Origin of the sequence: Paenibacillus sp. FSL M7-0420, assembly GCF_038002345.1 — a bacterium.
Classification (GTDB): domain Bacteria; phylum Bacillota; class Bacilli; order Paenibacillales; family Paenibacillaceae; genus Paenibacillus_AQ.
In genome coordinates, this window is sequence record NZ_JBBOCJ010000001.1 from 2,462,729 (window position 1) to 2,479,529 (window position 16,801).

Consider the following 16,801-nt stretch of genomic DNA (forward strand, 5'->3'; position numbering starts at 1 on the left):
TTATCGCTATCATTACAAATGGTACTCTTCAGGATAAATATCCGTCGTATCTGAAATTTTAACTGTATCTAGATTTCAGCATCGATAGGTTATTAATTTAAAAAATAGTGTTTCTCCATAAATGTTGATATATACCATATTGAAAATTGAGATTATAATATTATGGTTACACAACAAATCTGCGTTATAAAATAAATAGCTTAATTTACATAAGGAGAATCAAGTTTGAGAAAAAGAGAATTGCTAAAAATAATTCAAAATGAAGAAAATTTGACAACTGAATTTAAAGAAAATATTTCAGGCTTGAAATCCGATGACATCGTTGCTTTTGCTAATTCACAGAAAGGGGGCTTCATAATAATTGGCATTAAAGATGATGCTTCAGCTACTGGAAGGCAGAAGGGAACAATAATTGGATGTCAAATTAGTGATTCGAATAGGCTAACTATATTAAGCAAAGCCCAAAATTGTCGACCTGCGGTAAATATTGAGATCAGCTCTGCAAACATTGAAGGTAAGGATGTATACGTAGTTGTGATTCCAAGCGGTGAATATAAGCCCTATTGCACAGAAAGCGGGACTTATAAAATTCGTGATGACGGTAAGAAGCGGGCGTTGTTTCCTAATGAATTACTAACATTATTTATGGAAAGCGAACGGGATAAATTTATTACAAATTTTAAAGATGTCACGAATAATTTAGAACATCAGCTTACGTTAACTAGAGAGGCGATTATTAATGAAACAGACAAGATGCTAGATACATTAAAAGATTTTGAATTTTCCGTCCAAAATACGTTAGATACTATTGAAAGTGCTGCTGACAGTGCTGAGTCAAATTCAAGTAATGTAGAGTATACCGTTGATAAAATGGAAGATACCGTAAATGATATTTGGGAAATACTTAAACATTCACTGTATTTGTTGCCTATAATAAGTACAAAAAATACTGAGCCAGAAAATATAGATCAACAGGAACAAATTGCGAAGGAAATGACAAAACATTTCTTGAAAAAATATGATGGAGAAAGTACTGATCCGACTGACAAAGAGATAAAAAATCATATTTTCTTTTTAAGAATTTTATTTCCCCGATTAAGCAATAAGCAAATTGTTGACCTTTGGAATCGTGAAAAAGTTGAGATTGTTTCAACTTAGAATGATTTATAATAAATACACTTGTCTACTTGTAAATAAATTTTGGTGAGATAATGACGAAACGGAGTTCAAGATGAACGCGGAGATAAAAGAACTTGCTACGGTCGATATCAAAGCAGCCATGCGAAAAGAATATATAGAGAATGAACTGTTTCTCTCCAAGCAGTTTATTAAACATACAACCCCGCGATATATTAAAGAGATTACGTTTTATACAATGGCTCGTAACCATGTAATTCATACCTTCCTTAGCCTAACTGAGAGTGAACAAACAATACAGGCTTTACGAGAAACAAAGTCGCCAAGTCAAGAGTATGTAGAACTTATGAATAAACATCGAGCTACGCATTATCCCTTAGCCATCAAGGTAAAAGCAGAGAAATCCATATATAACGACTACACTCATGTGGATTATAAACGGAAAGCGCATTTTCTGGACCAAGCTTTACCTACACCTAGTCGCAGGGAAAGCGTCTTTAATAAATTGGGTGGAGTTCTAGAATTGCTTATTTCCTGGGGGTGGGTAGCTTTTTGGATAATTGTAATCTTGATTTCTATATTTTCAGATAGCGATGATTCCTCATTAACTGGTTTAGACAAGTCAAGTAATAACAAGGACACTTTTCATAGTGGAGGCATATTAAACGGTAATACTAATTCTAAGACTGTAGAAGATACACCTCAAATCATAGATGCTTCAAATGAAGCGGGATATGGCAATCCTGGCGATAGTAGTCATGATGCACCGAGCTCCAAGAATTCAAACGCGCCCACGAAACAATCATCAGAGAATAGCGAGACTTCATCAAAAAAATCCGATACACAATCCGACAACACGAATCAGAATGTCAAAACACAAACACAAAAAGTTCAAGTAGGTCCAATAAGAAATCATTTAATTTCAGCATCATATTTCCTCCCTGAATCAAATGGAAATGGTATATTCGAAATTTATGACGGTTATACAATTGAACTAATGGAAAATGAGAAGGTTGTTATTGATTTTGAAATAACTTCAGATATTGACCCTGTTTTTAAGCTTAACGGTGAAGTGGTGGAATCACATCCAACAACAAATGAAGATGTCGAGTGGATATCATTTTATCAGACAAAACAAGTAACAAAAGTCGAGGTGAACATCAACGAAGAAATACATAATTTTTATTTCGTTCCTATGGAGTAGGGGCATTACTCTAAAGTTGAACGGGATTTTGGGGGAGAACAAGATGTTAAAAAAATTTTATTGATTGTTGTCCTTTCGATTACACTGACTGGTTGTAAGTCTAACAAACCTGAAGAAATTTCAAACTCAGCAGCACCGATAGTCCCCTCTGGAGCAATCGCCATAGTAACACCTGTACCTACGCCTATACCACAAGAAAATGCTCTAAAGGGTTATTTATTTACAGAAGAGACAGGCTTGCTTTTTATTAGTTGGACCGAACAGCAGCAAGAGTTAAATGGTACGATGCAGCGGACATCAAAAAGTAAAGAGAAAATCGAAACGGAATCTTATCCCTTTACAGGGGGAGTTAGTGACAAAAACATCAGTCTTAATTTTCAAGGTGGGATTTTCAGCGGTCTAAACGGGATAACGATAACGGGCACTTTTGACAAGGGTTCGTTAACTCTGTACTTCCCAAATCAAAAAGATGGAAGTTTGTTGCCTGCTTCGTTCACTGTTGCAACTGTTGATGACTATAATCAGGCAGTGAGTATCCTACGAAACGAAATAGAGCAGAGTAAAGCCTTGGCGGCAAAGCAGAAGGAAGCTGAAGAGCAAGAACTTGCTAATAAAAAACAACAAAGTGCTGTGGAACATGCGAATCAACGCTTATCCGAAGCCATTCAACTATTAATTAAAAATATGGAATCCAATAAGAATATTGCTAAGGAATTTGAGGCCGTATTTCAGAGTTATGAACAGCACTGGGGAGAAATGAAGAAGCATAAGCAGGATCTCCTCAACGCAGCTAAAGTGAGACCGTTTAATTTTGATCAGCTTTATATTGTTCAGGACAAGCTCTACATCCTTGGAAATGATGAATATCAAATCCAGAATGATGCTTATCAAATTGGAAATGTTGAATATGACTTTAGTAATTATTTGGATGCTTTGAAGAGCCAAGGAGAGGGAATTAGGTTGGGTTGGGAGCAGCTTCAAACAGCAGCAGCCCAAAATAGCTCAGGGACTCCGCTACCTAAATACACAGAGGTTGAGGTGAATGGGTATATGGAGAATTTAGAACAAGAACTGACTGAGGTAGAATCCACTTTACTGGAAAAAAAGAAATCAGCTAGTGTGTATGATGAAAAAGCAAAAAACTTGCTACAAGAGATGACGGACTATGTTGATGGTTTAGTGGCTGTGGAGGATGAATAGCTGGGATAAATTGGAGGGTGAAGCGTGCTTACGATTGAAGAGTATATGGCTCGTAGGAAGAAAGAAGATCAGATAAACGAATTCAGTTTAAAGGATCGAACCGCTAACATGAAAATATGTGTCGATTATGTATTTGAGTATTTTAATCAGTACCTCGACATCACGAAAATGGATGAACAAACCATATTAAATGATGAGCGTCTGGACAAGTACAGAAAGAGTATATCTTTATATGAAATTGAGGTTCAAGATTGGTTAGTACAAATTTATGATGATCATAACAAGCAAATCGATCGTTCGATAGGACGCTCACTGAAAAAAGATGATTTATTTTTTCTATATAATACCGATAATGAATTTAGGAGTTCCTCCTATGAAATTTATGCGCTTGTTATTAAAAAAATCCTTTTTTAAAGGATCAGACTGAAATGCTATATAGATTCATTAAGGACTTCTATCAGATTCAAAGCCAACCCAGGGGTCAGAGTTTCAGATAAAGATTTCTGATGAAGTGGATTTCTGGATAGAAGAGACGTGGAAAAAGTACAAGGTTAACCTGTATGCTTTCTGTTCTCATTGGGTTGAACACTTTTTTGATCATGATGAGTATTGGCCGCGATCGCATAAAATAGAAAGTAATGAACAATGGATTAAGTATAATTATGATTTTAAGCAGAAGAACAATTTGTTTAATTTAAACACGCTTTATCCGCGTATTTCAGGGAAACCTTTTATAAAAGGGAAGAAGCAGTATTTAGAAAACTTGATGATGTATTTTTGGCTTCACAGTATTGTGAATGATGATGAAAATTATTGGGATGAATATTTGGGATGAATATATGGACAAGTACTCTAGAACCGAAAATAAAAAAGCGAACTCATAAAAAGTTCGCTTTTTTTATTTTCATATGACCGGGATATAGTATCTATTTTCGAGTGGTAGCTTTTGTAATACTATTCATGAGTGTACTATCCCTTATAATTTGGTATTATTATCTATAGAAAATAATTACGCTTAGTTTCAATAAGCATTAAGGGTAATGTGATACACATGATTCAATGGATCAAGATATATTTTCGGAAACGAAAATTAAAATGCTTCAACAATTGTCCTCCGAAATGATTCTTCTTCCAAATTCTGAGCCGAACTTTATTCATCATCAAGAAAAATTAATGTTGCAACGATATCTTATTTCAGATGAGCAAATAGCTACGTTCCTAAATCCTCACGTGCATGGGTTTTACTCTGAGGAATCCCCTTATAAAATTAATTCCGTTCTTGAAACGTATTTTGAGACTGCCAAAATTGAGTTTGCTACATTCCCAATGTATATCCAACTAGTAGGCATCTTTCAGAATCAAAAATTAAGATATTGGACTTCCTACGCTAATTTCGAAAAAGCTATTCAAAAGCAGAATCAATTAATCGAGGCTCATACTCAAAAAGCTGAAATGTTTCTGCTCGAAATCGATAAAATTCGTCAGGATTATTTTACACATTCAATACTTGCTCGTTTGGTCAATCATTATAAAGATACTTACCAATTTTTTCGTTCTGGAGAGCAAAACGGGATTTCGTCATGCATTAAACAAGAATACATATACTATGATCTATAAATGAGCAAAAACGGATACAGAAAATAGCAAAATAGAACTAAGCGATTTTGAATCGCTCGCAGACGGCCTGAAATGAAATGCCCTTTTGGGCAGATTCATAGACAGATCGGAGGCGGTCTCGCTGGACTTGCTTGCGTACGGAGCGTAGGCCATCGCCAAAAGGGCAAGGGTCTCCCAGCCCGACTGTGCAGTACAGATGAGTCCAAGTCAAGAGTATCCACAATCGAATAAAAGCTTTAGCTGAGCCAACCTGATACGTGTCGAAGCCTAAATTGTTTTTGGATTGCCGAAAGAAAATCTCAATAGGCCAGCGTTTGGCATAGTAGGATGCAATGGTTTCTGTTTCCAATGAAAGATCGGTACAACAAAACGCGCGCAATACCTTCGGCTGCCCAAAAGCCTGCTTCGGCCAGCAAAGTAAAACCACGGCGTTGTGGATTCCATTCAATGCCCCTTCGTAGCGATACATCCAGTACGACGAACCGTTCACGGTGACGAGGCGAACGTCTTCTTTGCGGATGTGCTGGGCGAAGTCTTGGATGGAGACCCGGATGCCTTGAGGGTAGAGAATCCGATTGGTTTTCAATGCACCGATGACATGATAGCCTGCCGCTGCGTACGCATCCATGACACGGGGACAGGTAAACCATGAATCGACCAGACAATAGCCGCCATGAGGCGGGAGAGGCAAGGTCTGAGCCAGGTCGCAGACCCGGTCGATTTTGGAATAGACGGAGCCGTCCGGGTGAGTGATTGACTTGTCGTAGAGGTCAATCGAATGAATCAAGGACAGGTCGGAACACCCTAAAACGGTAGCCTGCACCTGATGTCCCCAGACAACCTTGCCCAGCAGATGAGAGTGATGAAAACCGGCTTGCTCGATGGGAGAACGGGCCTGTGACGAAGGCTTTGTTTTCTGAGCAATCGTATCGTCGTGAATGACAAACAGCGGCTCCCCCGTGCGTTGGGAAGTCTCTAGGATCTGGCGGAGGGATTCCGTTTTGACTTTGTGTTGTAGCACTTCGTCGTCCCATACTCCTTGGTCGAGAAAATGGCCGAGTGTGGTCCGATGGCAGTCGCTGTATTCCGCCAAATCGGTCACGAAATCCTTTAGCGGTTGCTGCCGTCATGTAAGTTTCCAGATGGGCTAAAACAGGCTTGGAATAATACAAGGGCAGCCGATGCTGCAACAAATAGTTGCGGATCGCAGTAGGTTCAGGTACGATGGCGGTATGAGACATTGTGATTTCCCCTTTGTTAAAAGTTGGTTGTGGTGACTACTTTTTAACACAAGGAAAGCACTTTGTCTCTATTCTTTTTGATTTTACAGTTTACTGGAAGTGAATTTGCTCATTTATAGATTTAAACAAATGTGCTTATCAATTTTCTATAGATGATTACTATTGTATAAGCCACCAAATAAGAAACGAGACTCCAACCAATGTTCCATCCGTTTCCATAATCGACTATCCCTACTGAAAAAGCCCCGTACTCCATTATTGTGGTCAATAGGCTAAAGAAGACTAAAAAAGTTAGCGTTGAATATTTTTTTGAATCGATACTATTTATCATAAAACCGATTATATTCATTAACATCGCAATGCTAGATACAATGGGTACATAAGTGATAAAAAGCGAAGGTTTTCTTTTTAGATAATGGATGCTAATAATCCAAGGTAATATGAATGCAATCAAAATATAAAAGTAAATATATATAATCGTAAGTCCCCCTCTATCAAATTCTTGAACCGAAAAGATCCCCTTTTCATAGTTATTTCCTTATGTGCTGCACCCATTCGTGCTAGGGGGTGCATATTGCGAATTTATACCGGGGATAATCAAAGGGAAGAAATAAAAATGAAGCGGTAGCTAATAAGGAAATCCTCCTTTGTACACAGGCTCCCCTGAGGCTTGCATGTGTATTCACCGCAAATTGCCTTTACTTTCTCCTTGGGTGACTATATAATTGCAATAATTGTATACGGAGTTAACCGGAGGAGCCTGCCAACAGCGGGCTCTTTTTGTGTTTTTTACCTGGAATAAATTTACTGATGTGGAGGACTTGAAATGGAAATGAACAATGAGAGCATCATGGTGTGTGTGCATTATGGTCCGCACGGGCAAAGATTAATACAGCGGGGAGGGCAATTGGCCAGATTGCTCAATGCCCCGCTGATGGTACTCACTGTAGATGCATCCGGAGACAATGAATATAACCGGGAGAAGCAACAGTACCTGTCTGGCTGGGAGCATCAGACCAAGGAGGCTGGCGGACAATTTGTGTTCCGCAAATGTAATGGCAAAAAAACGGTTGATGTGATTGTGGAGACTGCAAAGGATAACAAAATTACACAAATTGTACTCGGACAGTCAAGCCAAACGCTGTGGCAGGAGATTACACGGGGAAGCTTTATCAATGATCTGCTGGAGCGGGTGGGTCCGATCGATCTTCATATCGTTGCGGTACAGCGGTATCCGGAGCTGCTTGAGCAGTCCCATGAGCAAGGGTTCACTGCTTATCTGGTCAAAGAGGGCGACCGCTATATCCTTATGGATGAACCGGATGGGGATGAAGCCATGAAGGGGGTTTTCTTTCGTGAGCTCGATACAGATTTCAATACCGGCCTGTTCAAAATCGTCAGCAACGGTGAAGCGCAATATTTAAGAATTGTACAAAACGAATGGGTGAAGCCCCGTTAAGAGGATTATACCAATACTTGAAAGGGGGATTAAGCCTTGCTGCATATGATTATCCTGCTTCCGTTTTTGCTGGCTGCGCTAATGCTGCTATTGAAGCCATACACCCGATTTCACCTGGGCTGGATCGCGCTGCCCCTTCCCACAGCTCTCTTTATTTTTTTCCTGACGAGAATTCCAGCCATCCGGGCGGGAGAGCCTATTGTGAACAGTATCACCTGGATGCCGTCCTTTGGGGTGAATATCTCGCTGGTACTGGATGGGCTCAGCTTGCTCTTTGTCCTGCTGATTACCGGGATGGGGGCCCTGGTGGTGCTCTATTCGATTTATTATCTCGATAAGCTCATGGAGGGAATCCGCCAGTTCTATATATACCTGCTCCTGTTTATGGGAGCCATGTTAGGCGTTGTACTGTCAGATAATCTGATGGTGCTGTACGGATTCTGGGAACTCACGAGCATATCTTCGTTCCTGCTTATAGCCTTCTGGCACCGCCGGGAAAGATCCTCCTATGGAGCAATGAAGTCCATGCTGATTACCGTGTTCGGAGGTTTGGCGATGCTTGCCGGATTCAATCTGCTGTATGTAATGACCGGCACTTATAGTATACGTGAGATTGTTGCACAGGCCGGGACCTTAACTGAAAGTGGAATGTTTATCCCGTCCATGCTGCTTATTCTCCTGGGAGCTTTTACGAAATCCGCCCAATTTCCGTTCCATATCTGGCTGCCTGATGCCATGGAAGCGCCGACTCCGGTCAGTGCATATCTTCACTCGGCTACTATGGTTAAGGCGGGGATCTATCTGGTAGCGCGGCTCACCCCGCTGTATGCCGGACAATCCGAGTGGTTCTGGCTGGTTTCAGTCACAGGACTGGTAACTCTGATCTATGGGTCGTTCAAAGCGATCCGGCAAACCGATCTCAAGGCCTTACTCGCATACTCCACGATCAGTCAACTCGGCTTGATCATGTCTTTGCTTGGACTCGGGTCGGCGGCGGCCTTCTTTACCGGTACGGGGGATGCGGTTTTCTATACGATGGCTACTACAGCGGCACTCTTTCATCTCATTAACCATGCTGTATTTAAAGGCAGCCTGTTTATGGTTGTGGGCATCATTGACCATGAGACGGGTACCCGTGATCTGCGCAAGCTTGGAGGGCTTATGTCTCTCATGCCGGTCACCTTCTCTATCGCATTGATCGGGACATTCTCTATGGCCGGATTGCCACCATTTAGCGGATTCCTCAGTAAAGAAATGTTCTTCACTTCTGTACTCAATATCCGGGAGTTTGACATCCTGAGCTCCGGATACTGGACACAGCTCTTTCCGGTGATTGCCTGGATTGCCAGTGTATTTACCTTTGTATACAGCATGATCTTTGTCTTCAAGACCTTCCGCGGCAAGCTGAGGGAAGACAAGCTGGATAAGGTTCCTCATGAAGCGCCACTGGGTCTCTTACTGTCACCGGTGATTCTTATTTCACTGGCTGTAGTGTTTGCTTTCTTCCCTGACCTGGTCTCTGCTACGCTAATTGAACCGGCAATGTCTTCCATTCATACGGGGCTGCTCGCACCGGAAGAAGCCTTTGAGGTTTCTATTCATTTCTGGCATGGCTGGACACCAGAAATCTTCATGACGCTCGGTGTTATAGCAGCAGGTACGCTGTTGTTTAGAATCTATACAAGGTTACGTGTTCTAGACCGTGAAGCTGGCGGAACCAATGCACTGAGCCGTATGTATGACTTCTCGTTAAGACTGCTCGAGAATGGTTCAAGACGCTTAACTGATACCTATATGACTGGTTCGGGCCGTCATTACCTGCTCTATATTTTCAGCTTTTTCATCATTTCCCTGCTCACAGTTCTGCTGCGGCAGCCGGGCATTAGCTTTGGCATGGATAAGTATGCCTCATTGTCTTTTTATGAAATGGCTGTTGTAGCAGCCATGCTGCTGGCTGCCTTTGCAGTTCCATTTGCCAAGTCACGTGTCAACGCGATTCTTTTCACTGGTGGTGTGGGGTATATGGTGACGCTGCTTTTCGTTCTTTTCCGGGCACCGGATCTTGCACTCACACAGATGATTATAGAGACCGTATCGGTCATTCTGTTCCTTCTTTGTTTCCGGTATTTACCGAAGCTGAAGAAGCAGAAGGAGCCTCTGCGCTTTAAGCTGCCCAATCTGGTTATTGCGGCTGGAGCTGGCATCACGATGACGTTGATTGCTCTGGCGGCCATGGGTACCAGTCCTTTTCAACCGATCTCCGAGTTTTTCTTGAAGGAAAGCTACAACCGGGCTGGCGGCAAGAATGTGGTCAACGTCATCCTGGTAGATTTCCGCGGGTTTGATACTTTGTTTGAAATCATGGTGCTTGGCATCGCCTCACTGGCTATTTATGGTCTGATTCATCTGAGAATGGAGACGGAATTGCCGCCGCTGGAGCCTGCAAAGAAAGAACTATTGCCGCTGCGCAGCAATGATGTGATTCTACAGACGATCTCTAAGGGGATTGTCCTTGTCATTCTGATATTCTCCCTGTATCTGTTCTTTGCCGGGCATAATCATCCGGGGGGAGGCTTTATCGGGGCTTTGATGGCTTCTGCTGCACTTATGCTCATTGCAATCGCATTTGGCATGGATCAGGTACGTAAGGTGCTCTCTGTGAATTACCGGCTGCTTACAGCTTCCGGGCTCATGCTGGCTATTCTGACAGCGTCAGGTTCATTCCTGTTTGATGCTCCTTTTCTGGCTCAAAACCAAAATTAGCGGTTGAAAATTGAAACGGAGAAAAACCGTGGATAGAAATGGAAAAACATCTGCAAATCCTGTATTGTTGTAAGTCCTACCCCACAACATGAAAAGGAAATGACAGATGCCACTCCAGTATATCAACGAAATGCTCGGATTACCAGAACTACAACTTCATCGAGTTCTCTCTATCAATGGTTCAGAAGTGCATTTGGAAGCCTCGCCGGCGGCGTATAAACAGCCTTGCCCTATCTGCAATTCTGAACAATCTGTGAGGCGAAATGGCCGCAATAGGTCGCGTCAGATTCGTCATATCAGCGTTTTTGGTAAGAAGTGCTTTTTGCACATTCCCTCGCAGCGCTTGGCTTGTTCACGGTGTAATATTGGGTTTGTTTGGACGTATGCATGGGTAGGTCCGAAGGAACAATACAGCCGTATGTTTCGCTCACAGACGGTAAATCAGGCACTCGGCTCCACGGCAGCGCATAGCGCGAGAATACAAGAAGCGCCCGCCAGCACGGTTCAGCGCATGCACCAAGAGGCCCTGCCCGCAGAGAACGAGCGTTTGCTCAAGCAGGCTTGGTGTCAAGCCAAAGACACACCCGAGCTCGTGCTCGGCATCGACGACTTTGCGATCAAAAAGGGACATACGTATAACACTGGTATTCACGATCTTCGAGGGGAAACCATGCTAGACCTGCTTTCGGGGCGAAAGCTAGGCGCACTACGTGCGTATGCCGAGCAGCATCCGGAATTTTTAAACCTAAATCCCAAGGCTGTCGTCATGGATCTGGCTCAAACGTATCACACCTGGATCAGCGAGTGTTTTCCGAGGGCCCTTCGAATTGCAGATCGCTTTCATGTTCACGGTTATGTGATTGAAAGTGTCCAAGCGGTCCGGAAATCCATTCAGTCCACCCTTTCTCCCCGGGCCAAAGGGATCTTAAAAAGTCATCACCGACTGCTCAATCCGCCAGCAGATTCGTTACCAGACCAGAGCCGTATTCAGTTAGAGCAGCTACTGGCATTCTCCCCACTCCTCCGCGAGGTATGGGAATGGAAAGAATCCTTCTCCCGTTGGTATGACTACTCGCCAAGTTTTAATGTGGCTCAGTTGGGTTTCACCCGTTGGTGTCAGCAAGGCGAACGTATCGCGCATGAAGCTGTACAATGCGCTTTGAAAACGATGCGGAACTGGGAAGAGGAAATTGTGAACTACCATCACTGCCGCTGGACGAACGCGACCGTCGAAGGACGACATAATCGCATTAAATCCTACCAACGAAGACACTATTTCACGCGCAATCGCCGATGCTATAAAGCCGGCATTTTAATCGAGTGTAATCGGCAACGCTTATTAGGATGATAATATCAACCGCTAATTTTTAGATTGAGCCCCTTTTCTAAGTCATACGTTCGGCCACTTCCAGCTGCCTGTACTTGGGGATACGGAGCTGGCGACAGCCGTCCTGTTTGACCTTGGCGTATTCCTGGCCGTTGTCGGTGTGACGATGACCATCATTTTATCGATCGGAGGGGAGAAGAAATGGAACTCGTAATGGCAGTAGCGGTCGGAATTCTTTTCATGATCGGTGTCTACCTGATTCTGTCCAAAAGCCTGCTGCGCATTGTGCTGGGAACCTCCTTGCTGACGCATGGAGTTCATCTGCTGCTGCTCACGATGGCCGGGCTCAAAAGGGGCGCAGCCCCTATACTAGGCAAGGCGGATACCTATGTTGATCCGCTGCCGCAGGCGCTGATTCTAACCTCCATTGTCATCAGCTTCGGGGTCACAGCCTTCTTTTTCGTACTCGCATACCGGTCATATCAGACGCGGGGTACTGATGAAATGGACAGCATTAAGGAGGTCAACGAATGAGCAATCTATTGGTGCTCCCGATTCTCATTCCGCTGGCTACGGCTGTCATCCTGATTTTTCTCAAAGAGAAGATCCGGCTTCAGCGCGTGATTAGTGCGCTCAGCGGTCTGCTTAACATTCTGATTGCGGTGCTGCTGGTTACACGTGTCCATTTTGAGGGCATACAGACCCTGCAAATGGGGGGCTGGGCTCCTCCGTATGGCATTGTATTTGTAGGTGATATGTTTGCTGTATTGCTGGTAACGATGGCTTCGGTTGTCAGCTTTGCGGTTCTGTGCTACTCCTTCAGCAGTATTGGAGAGCAGAGGGAGCGGTTCTATTACTATACGTTCTTTCAGTTTTTGCTGGTCGGGGTATACGGCTCGTTTCTTACCGGAGATATTTTCAACCTGTTTGTCTTTTTTGAGGTCATGCTGATTTCTTCTTATGCGCTCATCTCACTCGGAGGGACCAAGCTTCAACTAAGAGAAACGTCGAAATATTTGCTTATCAATATCGTATCCTCGACACTGTTTGTTGCGGCGGTAGCTTATCTCTATGCAGCAGTAGGGACACTCAACATGGCACACCTGTCCCAGCGTATCGCTGAAGCGGGACAGGGCGGCGTGCTTAATGTAATTGCTGTTTTGTTCTTGATTGTATTTTCCTTAAAGGCAGGGCTGTTCCTGTTCTTCTGGCTGCCAGGGTCATACAGTGCGCCTCCGGCGGCTGTCCGGGCATTGTTCGGTGCCCTGCTGACCAAAGTAGGACTCTATGCAATCATCCGTACCTTCACGTTGTTGTTCGTGAACGATCCCGGCTTCACTCATGACTGGATCGCCTGGATGGCTGCGGCTACCATGATCCTGGGCAGCCTGGGGGCAGTGGCTTATAGGGATATCCCGCGGATTCTGAATTATAACATCATTATCAGCGTTGGATTTGTAGCCTTTGGGCTCGCTGCAGGGACTGCAGATTCAATGAATGGGGCAGTCTTTTATCTGCTGCATGATATGCTGGCCAAGGGACTTATGTTTATTCTGGGCGGGATGATTATATCCGCAGCCGGAACTGACCGGCTAGGCAGTATGGGCGGGATGATCCGAAAGTATCCGCTCCTCGGCTGGATGTTTTTCATTCTGGCGCTCGCCCTGGTGGGGATTCCGCCGCTTAGCGGTTTTGCCGGCAAAATTATGATCCTGCGTGGAGCGTTGTCCGAGGGGATGCTGACGCTGTCTCTCATAGGTCTGGGGTCAAGCTTTATGGTGCTGTTCTCCCTGATCAAGGTATTCAGGCTGGCATTCTGGGGAAATGAACCCAAGGAAGAGCAGCCTAAGATAAGCATGAAGGCCGCTTCGGCTGTGGCTGCCGGACTGCTGCTGCTTGTAATTGCTATGGGGATCGGTGCGGAGTCTGTGTATACTTATGTATCGCAGGCTGGCGAGGTTCTGGCTTCACCTGCCCTATATATCGAAGCCATAATGAAGGAGTAGTGAATATGGCCTTACAATTCCTGTTTAATCTGTTGATTGCCTTTCTGTGGATGGCGATAAATAATAATGGCTCTGGCTCAAGCTTTATAGTAGGTTATCTGCTTGGCATCGGACTTTTACTGTTATTTAGGAAATCCAGGTCCCAGTCCCGGCCATTCTATCTCATACGTATATGGGCTGTACTGAAGCTTCTGCTGATCTTTGCCCGTGAACTTACGGTCTCGAATTTCGTGGTCATTGGCCACATCATCCGTCCAAAACTGGCTATACGTCCCGGTATCTTTGCTTATGAGACTGCTTTGGCCACGCCCTGGGAGGTCACACTGCTCTCGTGCCTGATTTGTCTGACACCGGGAACCCTGACTCTTGATGTGTCGGAGGATCGCAAGATGCTGTACATTCATGCTATTGATATTAAAGATGCAGAACTGATGGTCACGCAGATAAGAGGCACTTTCGAACGAGCGATTAGGGAGGTGACCCGTTAATGATCCCAGTTATGCTAAAAGTGGCCATGATCATTCTGGCTCTGGCGATGCTGGCCTGCCTGTTCCGTCTCCTGAAAGGGCCAACCCGCTCCGACAGGGTTGCCGCACTCGATACGATCGGCATTCATGTACTCGCTATGATAACCGTCGTCAGTATGCTGCTGGATACTCAGGATTTTATAGAAGTCATCCTGGTAATCGGGATTCTGACGTTTATTGGCACTACGGCTCTGGCCAGATATATTGAACGGGGAGCCGTTATAGAGGATGGAGGGAACCCCAATGACAGGTGAACTGATTAGCTCTATGCTTGTGGTAATGGGTGCAGTCTTCTGCGGCTTAAGTGCCTTCGGCTTAGTCCGTCTGCCCGATGTCTATCTGCGTTCACATGCTGCTACCAAAAGTGCAACCTTCGGGGTACTGTGTTTGCTGACAGGAGGTTTCCTGTACTTTTGGTTCAAAGACGGAACGGTTAATGTCAAGCTTTTGCTGGCGATTGTATTTGTATTCATCACTTCACCGGTAGCAGGTCACTTAAATGGCCGGGCTGCTTACCGTTCCGGAGTGCCTTTATGGAAGGGAAGCGTTCAGGATGACCTGAAGGTGCCGGGGGAAGAAAGCAAGGAAACGTCTAAATAATAGTTTGAAGTGAATGGAACGTGTGGGGATCAGCCGGATACCAAACAGGGTGTCTTTCCTTATACTGTAGAATCGCCGGCATGTTAGAATAGATCAATTACGGCCCTGCTTAGATCATTGTTTTGAGGCAAGGGGTCTATTAGAATTTGGGGGTAAGCAACGATGTGGATGTAAAGGAGACGGTAATATGCTTAGATTGGTCAATGTGGAGAATGGCACGGTAAAAGGCTTGCCCGCAGCCGATCCCCGGATTACGAGCTTCAAGGGAATACCTTTCGCAGCTCCGCCTGTAGGCGAGAACCGCTGGCGGGCACCGCAGCCTGCCGAAGACTGGGAGGGTGTTCTTCAGGCCCACGAGTTCGCACCGGTCTCCATGCAGGTCAGACAGGAGCTGGATGATAACAATATCTATACCCGTGAATGGGCGGTGGAGCCGGATATCGCGATGAGCGAGGATTGCCTGTACCTGAACGTATGGACCCCGGCCAAGCAGGCGGACGAGAAGCTACCCGTCTATGTATGGTATTTCGGCGGCGGGCTCCAGGTGGGCCATCCGGCGGAGATGGAATTCGACGGGGAACGGATTGCCCGCAGAGGGATTGTGGTGGTGACGATTAACTACCGGCTGAATATCTTCGGCTTCCTATGTCATCCCGAGATTACGGTGGAATCGCCGGAGGCGCCCGCCAACTTCGGCAACCTTGACCAGCAGGCCGCTACCCGCTGGGTGAAGCGCAATATTGCCGCCTTTGGCGGTGACCCGGACAACATCACCATCGGCGGGCAGTCTGCGGGCGGCGGCAGTGTCATGAGCCAGCTCACCTCTCCGCAGAACGAAGGATTGTTTCAGCGGGCGATTGTTGAAAGCGGTATCTTCACCGACCTGTATCCGGGAACCCTGCTGCCGCCGCTACGGGGGACGTTGCAGGAAGCGGAGCAGGACGGCATCGAGTTCTTTAACTATCTGGGTGTATCCTCCCTCGCGGAAGCGCGGAAGCTGGATGCGGTCTATCTGCGGGACAAGGCAGTAGCGCTTGGCGGGTTCTGGGGCACCGTTGCGGACCAGAAGTTCCAGGTGGGCAACCCGTTCGATCTGTTCGTGCAGAACAGACGCTTGAAGGTGCCAATTATGCTAGGCCATACCTCCTCCGAGTTCTTCAGCACTCCGAATGTGCAGTCCTACGGGGAGCTCAAGCAGCTTGCGGCGGACATGTTCGGGGAGGATGCGGAGACCTTCCTGAAGCTTAGCGGCGCTAGGCCGGATGCTGTTCAGGAAGCGGCGGAGCGGGCAGCGGTAAGCGGGGTCGAATACGCCATCCGGATCGCCGGGCAGGCGAATGCGGATACCGGAAGCGAAACCCCGCTCTATTACTATAACTTCGATGCGGAGATTCCGGGATGGGATAACCCGGGCACCTTCCACTCGGTGGATCTGTGGTTCTTCTTCGAGACGCTGGCCAAGTGCTGGCGGCCGTTTGTCGGCAAGCATTATGATCTGGCCCGCCAGATGTGCAATTATACCGCTCACTTCATCCGTACCGGCGACCCGAACGGACAAGATTCCACAGGCGAAGCATTGCCACGCTGGGAGCCGTACACCCCGGAAGCACCTTACGGGATGCTGTTCGCAGACAAGGCGGAGTTCTCCAGAGAACAACCGGGCGAGATCATGAATTTTCTGGTGCAGCAGTACTTCAAGAAGAGTGGCAGTCCGGTCTGA

At 45.5% G+C, this 16,801-nt stretch carries 15 protein-coding genes and 2 pseudogenes; 16 read left to right on the forward strand and 1 reads right to left on the reverse strand.

The features are described 5' to 3' along the window. Positions 1-225 precede the first annotated feature (225 nt). From MKX51_RS10370 to MKX51_RS10395, 6 genes are all read left to right on the forward strand, one after another. Positions 226-1,158, forward strand: a complete 933-nt coding sequence (locus MKX51_RS10370) for an AlbA family DNA-binding domain-containing protein (RefSeq protein ID WP_209992492.1) — start codon at positions 226-228, stop codon at positions 1,156-1,158. 73 nt (positions 1,159-1,231) lie between these two features. Further along, positions 1,232-2,341, forward strand: coding sequence for a hypothetical protein (locus tag MKX51_RS10375; RefSeq protein ID WP_340992273.1), 1,110 nt, complete (start codon positions 1,232-1,234; stop codon positions 2,339-2,341). A 60-nt stretch (positions 2,342-2,401) separates the two neighbouring features. Then, positions 2,402-3,541 (forward strand): hypothetical protein, encoded by a 1,140-nt coding sequence (locus tag MKX51_RS10380; RefSeq protein ID WP_340992274.1) that lies wholly within the window; start codon positions 2,402-2,404, stop codon positions 3,539-3,541. A 24-nt stretch (positions 3,542-3,565) separates the two neighbouring features. Next, positions 3,566-3,955 carry a hypothetical protein gene (locus MKX51_RS10385; RefSeq protein WP_340992275.1) on the forward strand — a complete coding sequence of 130 codons (390 nt, stop codon included), beginning with the start codon at positions 3,566-3,568 and terminating at the stop codon, positions 3,953-3,955. A gap of 97 nt (positions 3,956-4,052) precedes the next feature. Continuing rightward, positions 4,053-4,376 carry a hypothetical protein gene (locus tag MKX51_RS10390; RefSeq protein WP_340992276.1) on the forward strand — a complete coding sequence of 108 codons (324 nt, stop codon included), beginning with the start codon at positions 4,053-4,055 and terminating at the stop codon, positions 4,374-4,376. Between the two features lie 260 nt (positions 4,377-4,636). Beyond that, on the forward strand, positions 4,637-5,158 hold the full coding sequence (locus MKX51_RS10395; protein ID WP_340992277.1) for a hypothetical protein: 522 nt from the start codon (positions 4,637-4,639) through the stop codon (positions 5,156-5,158). A gap of 37 nt (positions 5,159-5,195) precedes the next feature. Here MKX51_RS10395 and MKX51_RS10400 read toward each other — a convergent pair. Then, positions 5,196-6,399, reverse strand: a pseudogene (locus MKX51_RS10400) (IS701 family transposase). A gap of 826 nt (positions 6,400-7,225) precedes the next feature. Between MKX51_RS10400 and MKX51_RS10405 the strand changes: the two are divergent. The 10 genes and pseudogenes from MKX51_RS10405 to MKX51_RS10450 all read left to right on the forward strand — a co-directional run bounded on the left by MKX51_RS10405 (position 7,226) and on the right by MKX51_RS10450 (position 16,801). Then, positions 7,226-7,858 carry a universal stress protein gene (locus MKX51_RS10405; protein WP_340992278.1) on the forward strand — a complete coding sequence of 211 codons (633 nt, stop codon included), beginning with the start codon at positions 7,226-7,228 and terminating at the stop codon, positions 7,856-7,858. A gap of 45 nt (positions 7,859-7,903) precedes the next feature. Next, the gene (locus MKX51_RS10410; protein ID WP_340995583.1) at positions 7,904-10,621 is read left to right on the forward strand and encodes a Na+/H+ antiporter subunit A; all 2,718 of its coding nucleotides are present in this window, start codon (positions 7,904-7,906) and stop codon (positions 10,619-10,621) included. Positions 10,622-10,727: 106 nt separating this feature from the next. Beyond that, positions 10,728-11,969 carry an ISL3 family transposase gene (locus tag MKX51_RS10415; protein ID WP_445321998.1) on the forward strand — a complete coding sequence of 414 codons (1,242 nt, stop codon included), beginning with the start codon at positions 10,728-10,730 and terminating at the stop codon, positions 11,967-11,969. 28 nt (positions 11,970-11,997) lie between these two features. After that, positions 11,998-12,162 (forward strand): annotated as a pseudogene (locus MKX51_RS10420) (MnhB domain-containing protein); the annotation flags it as partial. Continuing rightward, positions 12,150-12,482 (forward strand): Na(+)/H(+) antiporter subunit C, encoded by a 333-nt coding sequence (locus MKX51_RS10425; protein WP_076073499.1) that lies wholly within the window; start codon positions 12,150-12,152, stop codon positions 12,480-12,482. The pseudogene MKX51_RS10420 and the gene MKX51_RS10425, both read left to right, overlap by 13 nt. Next, entirely contained in the window at positions 12,479-13,954 is a 1,476-nt protein-coding gene (locus MKX51_RS10430) for a Na+/H+ antiporter subunit D (RefSeq protein WP_340992279.1), read from the forward strand. Before MKX51_RS10425 ends, MKX51_RS10430 begins: the two co-directional genes overlap by 4 nt. Before the next feature lie 5 nt (positions 13,955-13,959). Further along, on the forward strand, positions 13,960-14,442 hold the full coding sequence (locus tag MKX51_RS10435) for a Na+/H+ antiporter subunit E (protein WP_340992280.1): 483 nt from the start codon (positions 13,960-13,962) through the stop codon (positions 14,440-14,442). After that, positions 14,442-14,735: a Na(+)/H(+) antiporter subunit F1 gene (locus tag MKX51_RS10440; RefSeq protein WP_340992281.1), complete on the forward strand. Its 294-nt coding sequence runs from the start codon at positions 14,442-14,444 to the stop codon at positions 14,733-14,735. The genes MKX51_RS10435 and MKX51_RS10440 overlap by 1 nt, the downstream gene beginning before the upstream one ends. After that, on the forward strand, positions 14,725-15,081 hold the full coding sequence (gene mnhG, locus MKX51_RS10445; protein WP_340992282.1) for a monovalent cation/H(+) antiporter subunit G: 357 nt from the start codon (positions 14,725-14,727) through the stop codon (positions 15,079-15,081). Before MKX51_RS10440 ends, mnhG begins: the two co-directional genes overlap by 11 nt. Before the next feature lie 187 nt (positions 15,082-15,268). Continuing rightward, complete coding sequence (locus MKX51_RS10450) at positions 15,269-16,801, forward strand: carboxylesterase/lipase family protein (protein WP_340992283.1); 1,533 nt, start codon at positions 15,269-15,271, stop codon at positions 16,799-16,801.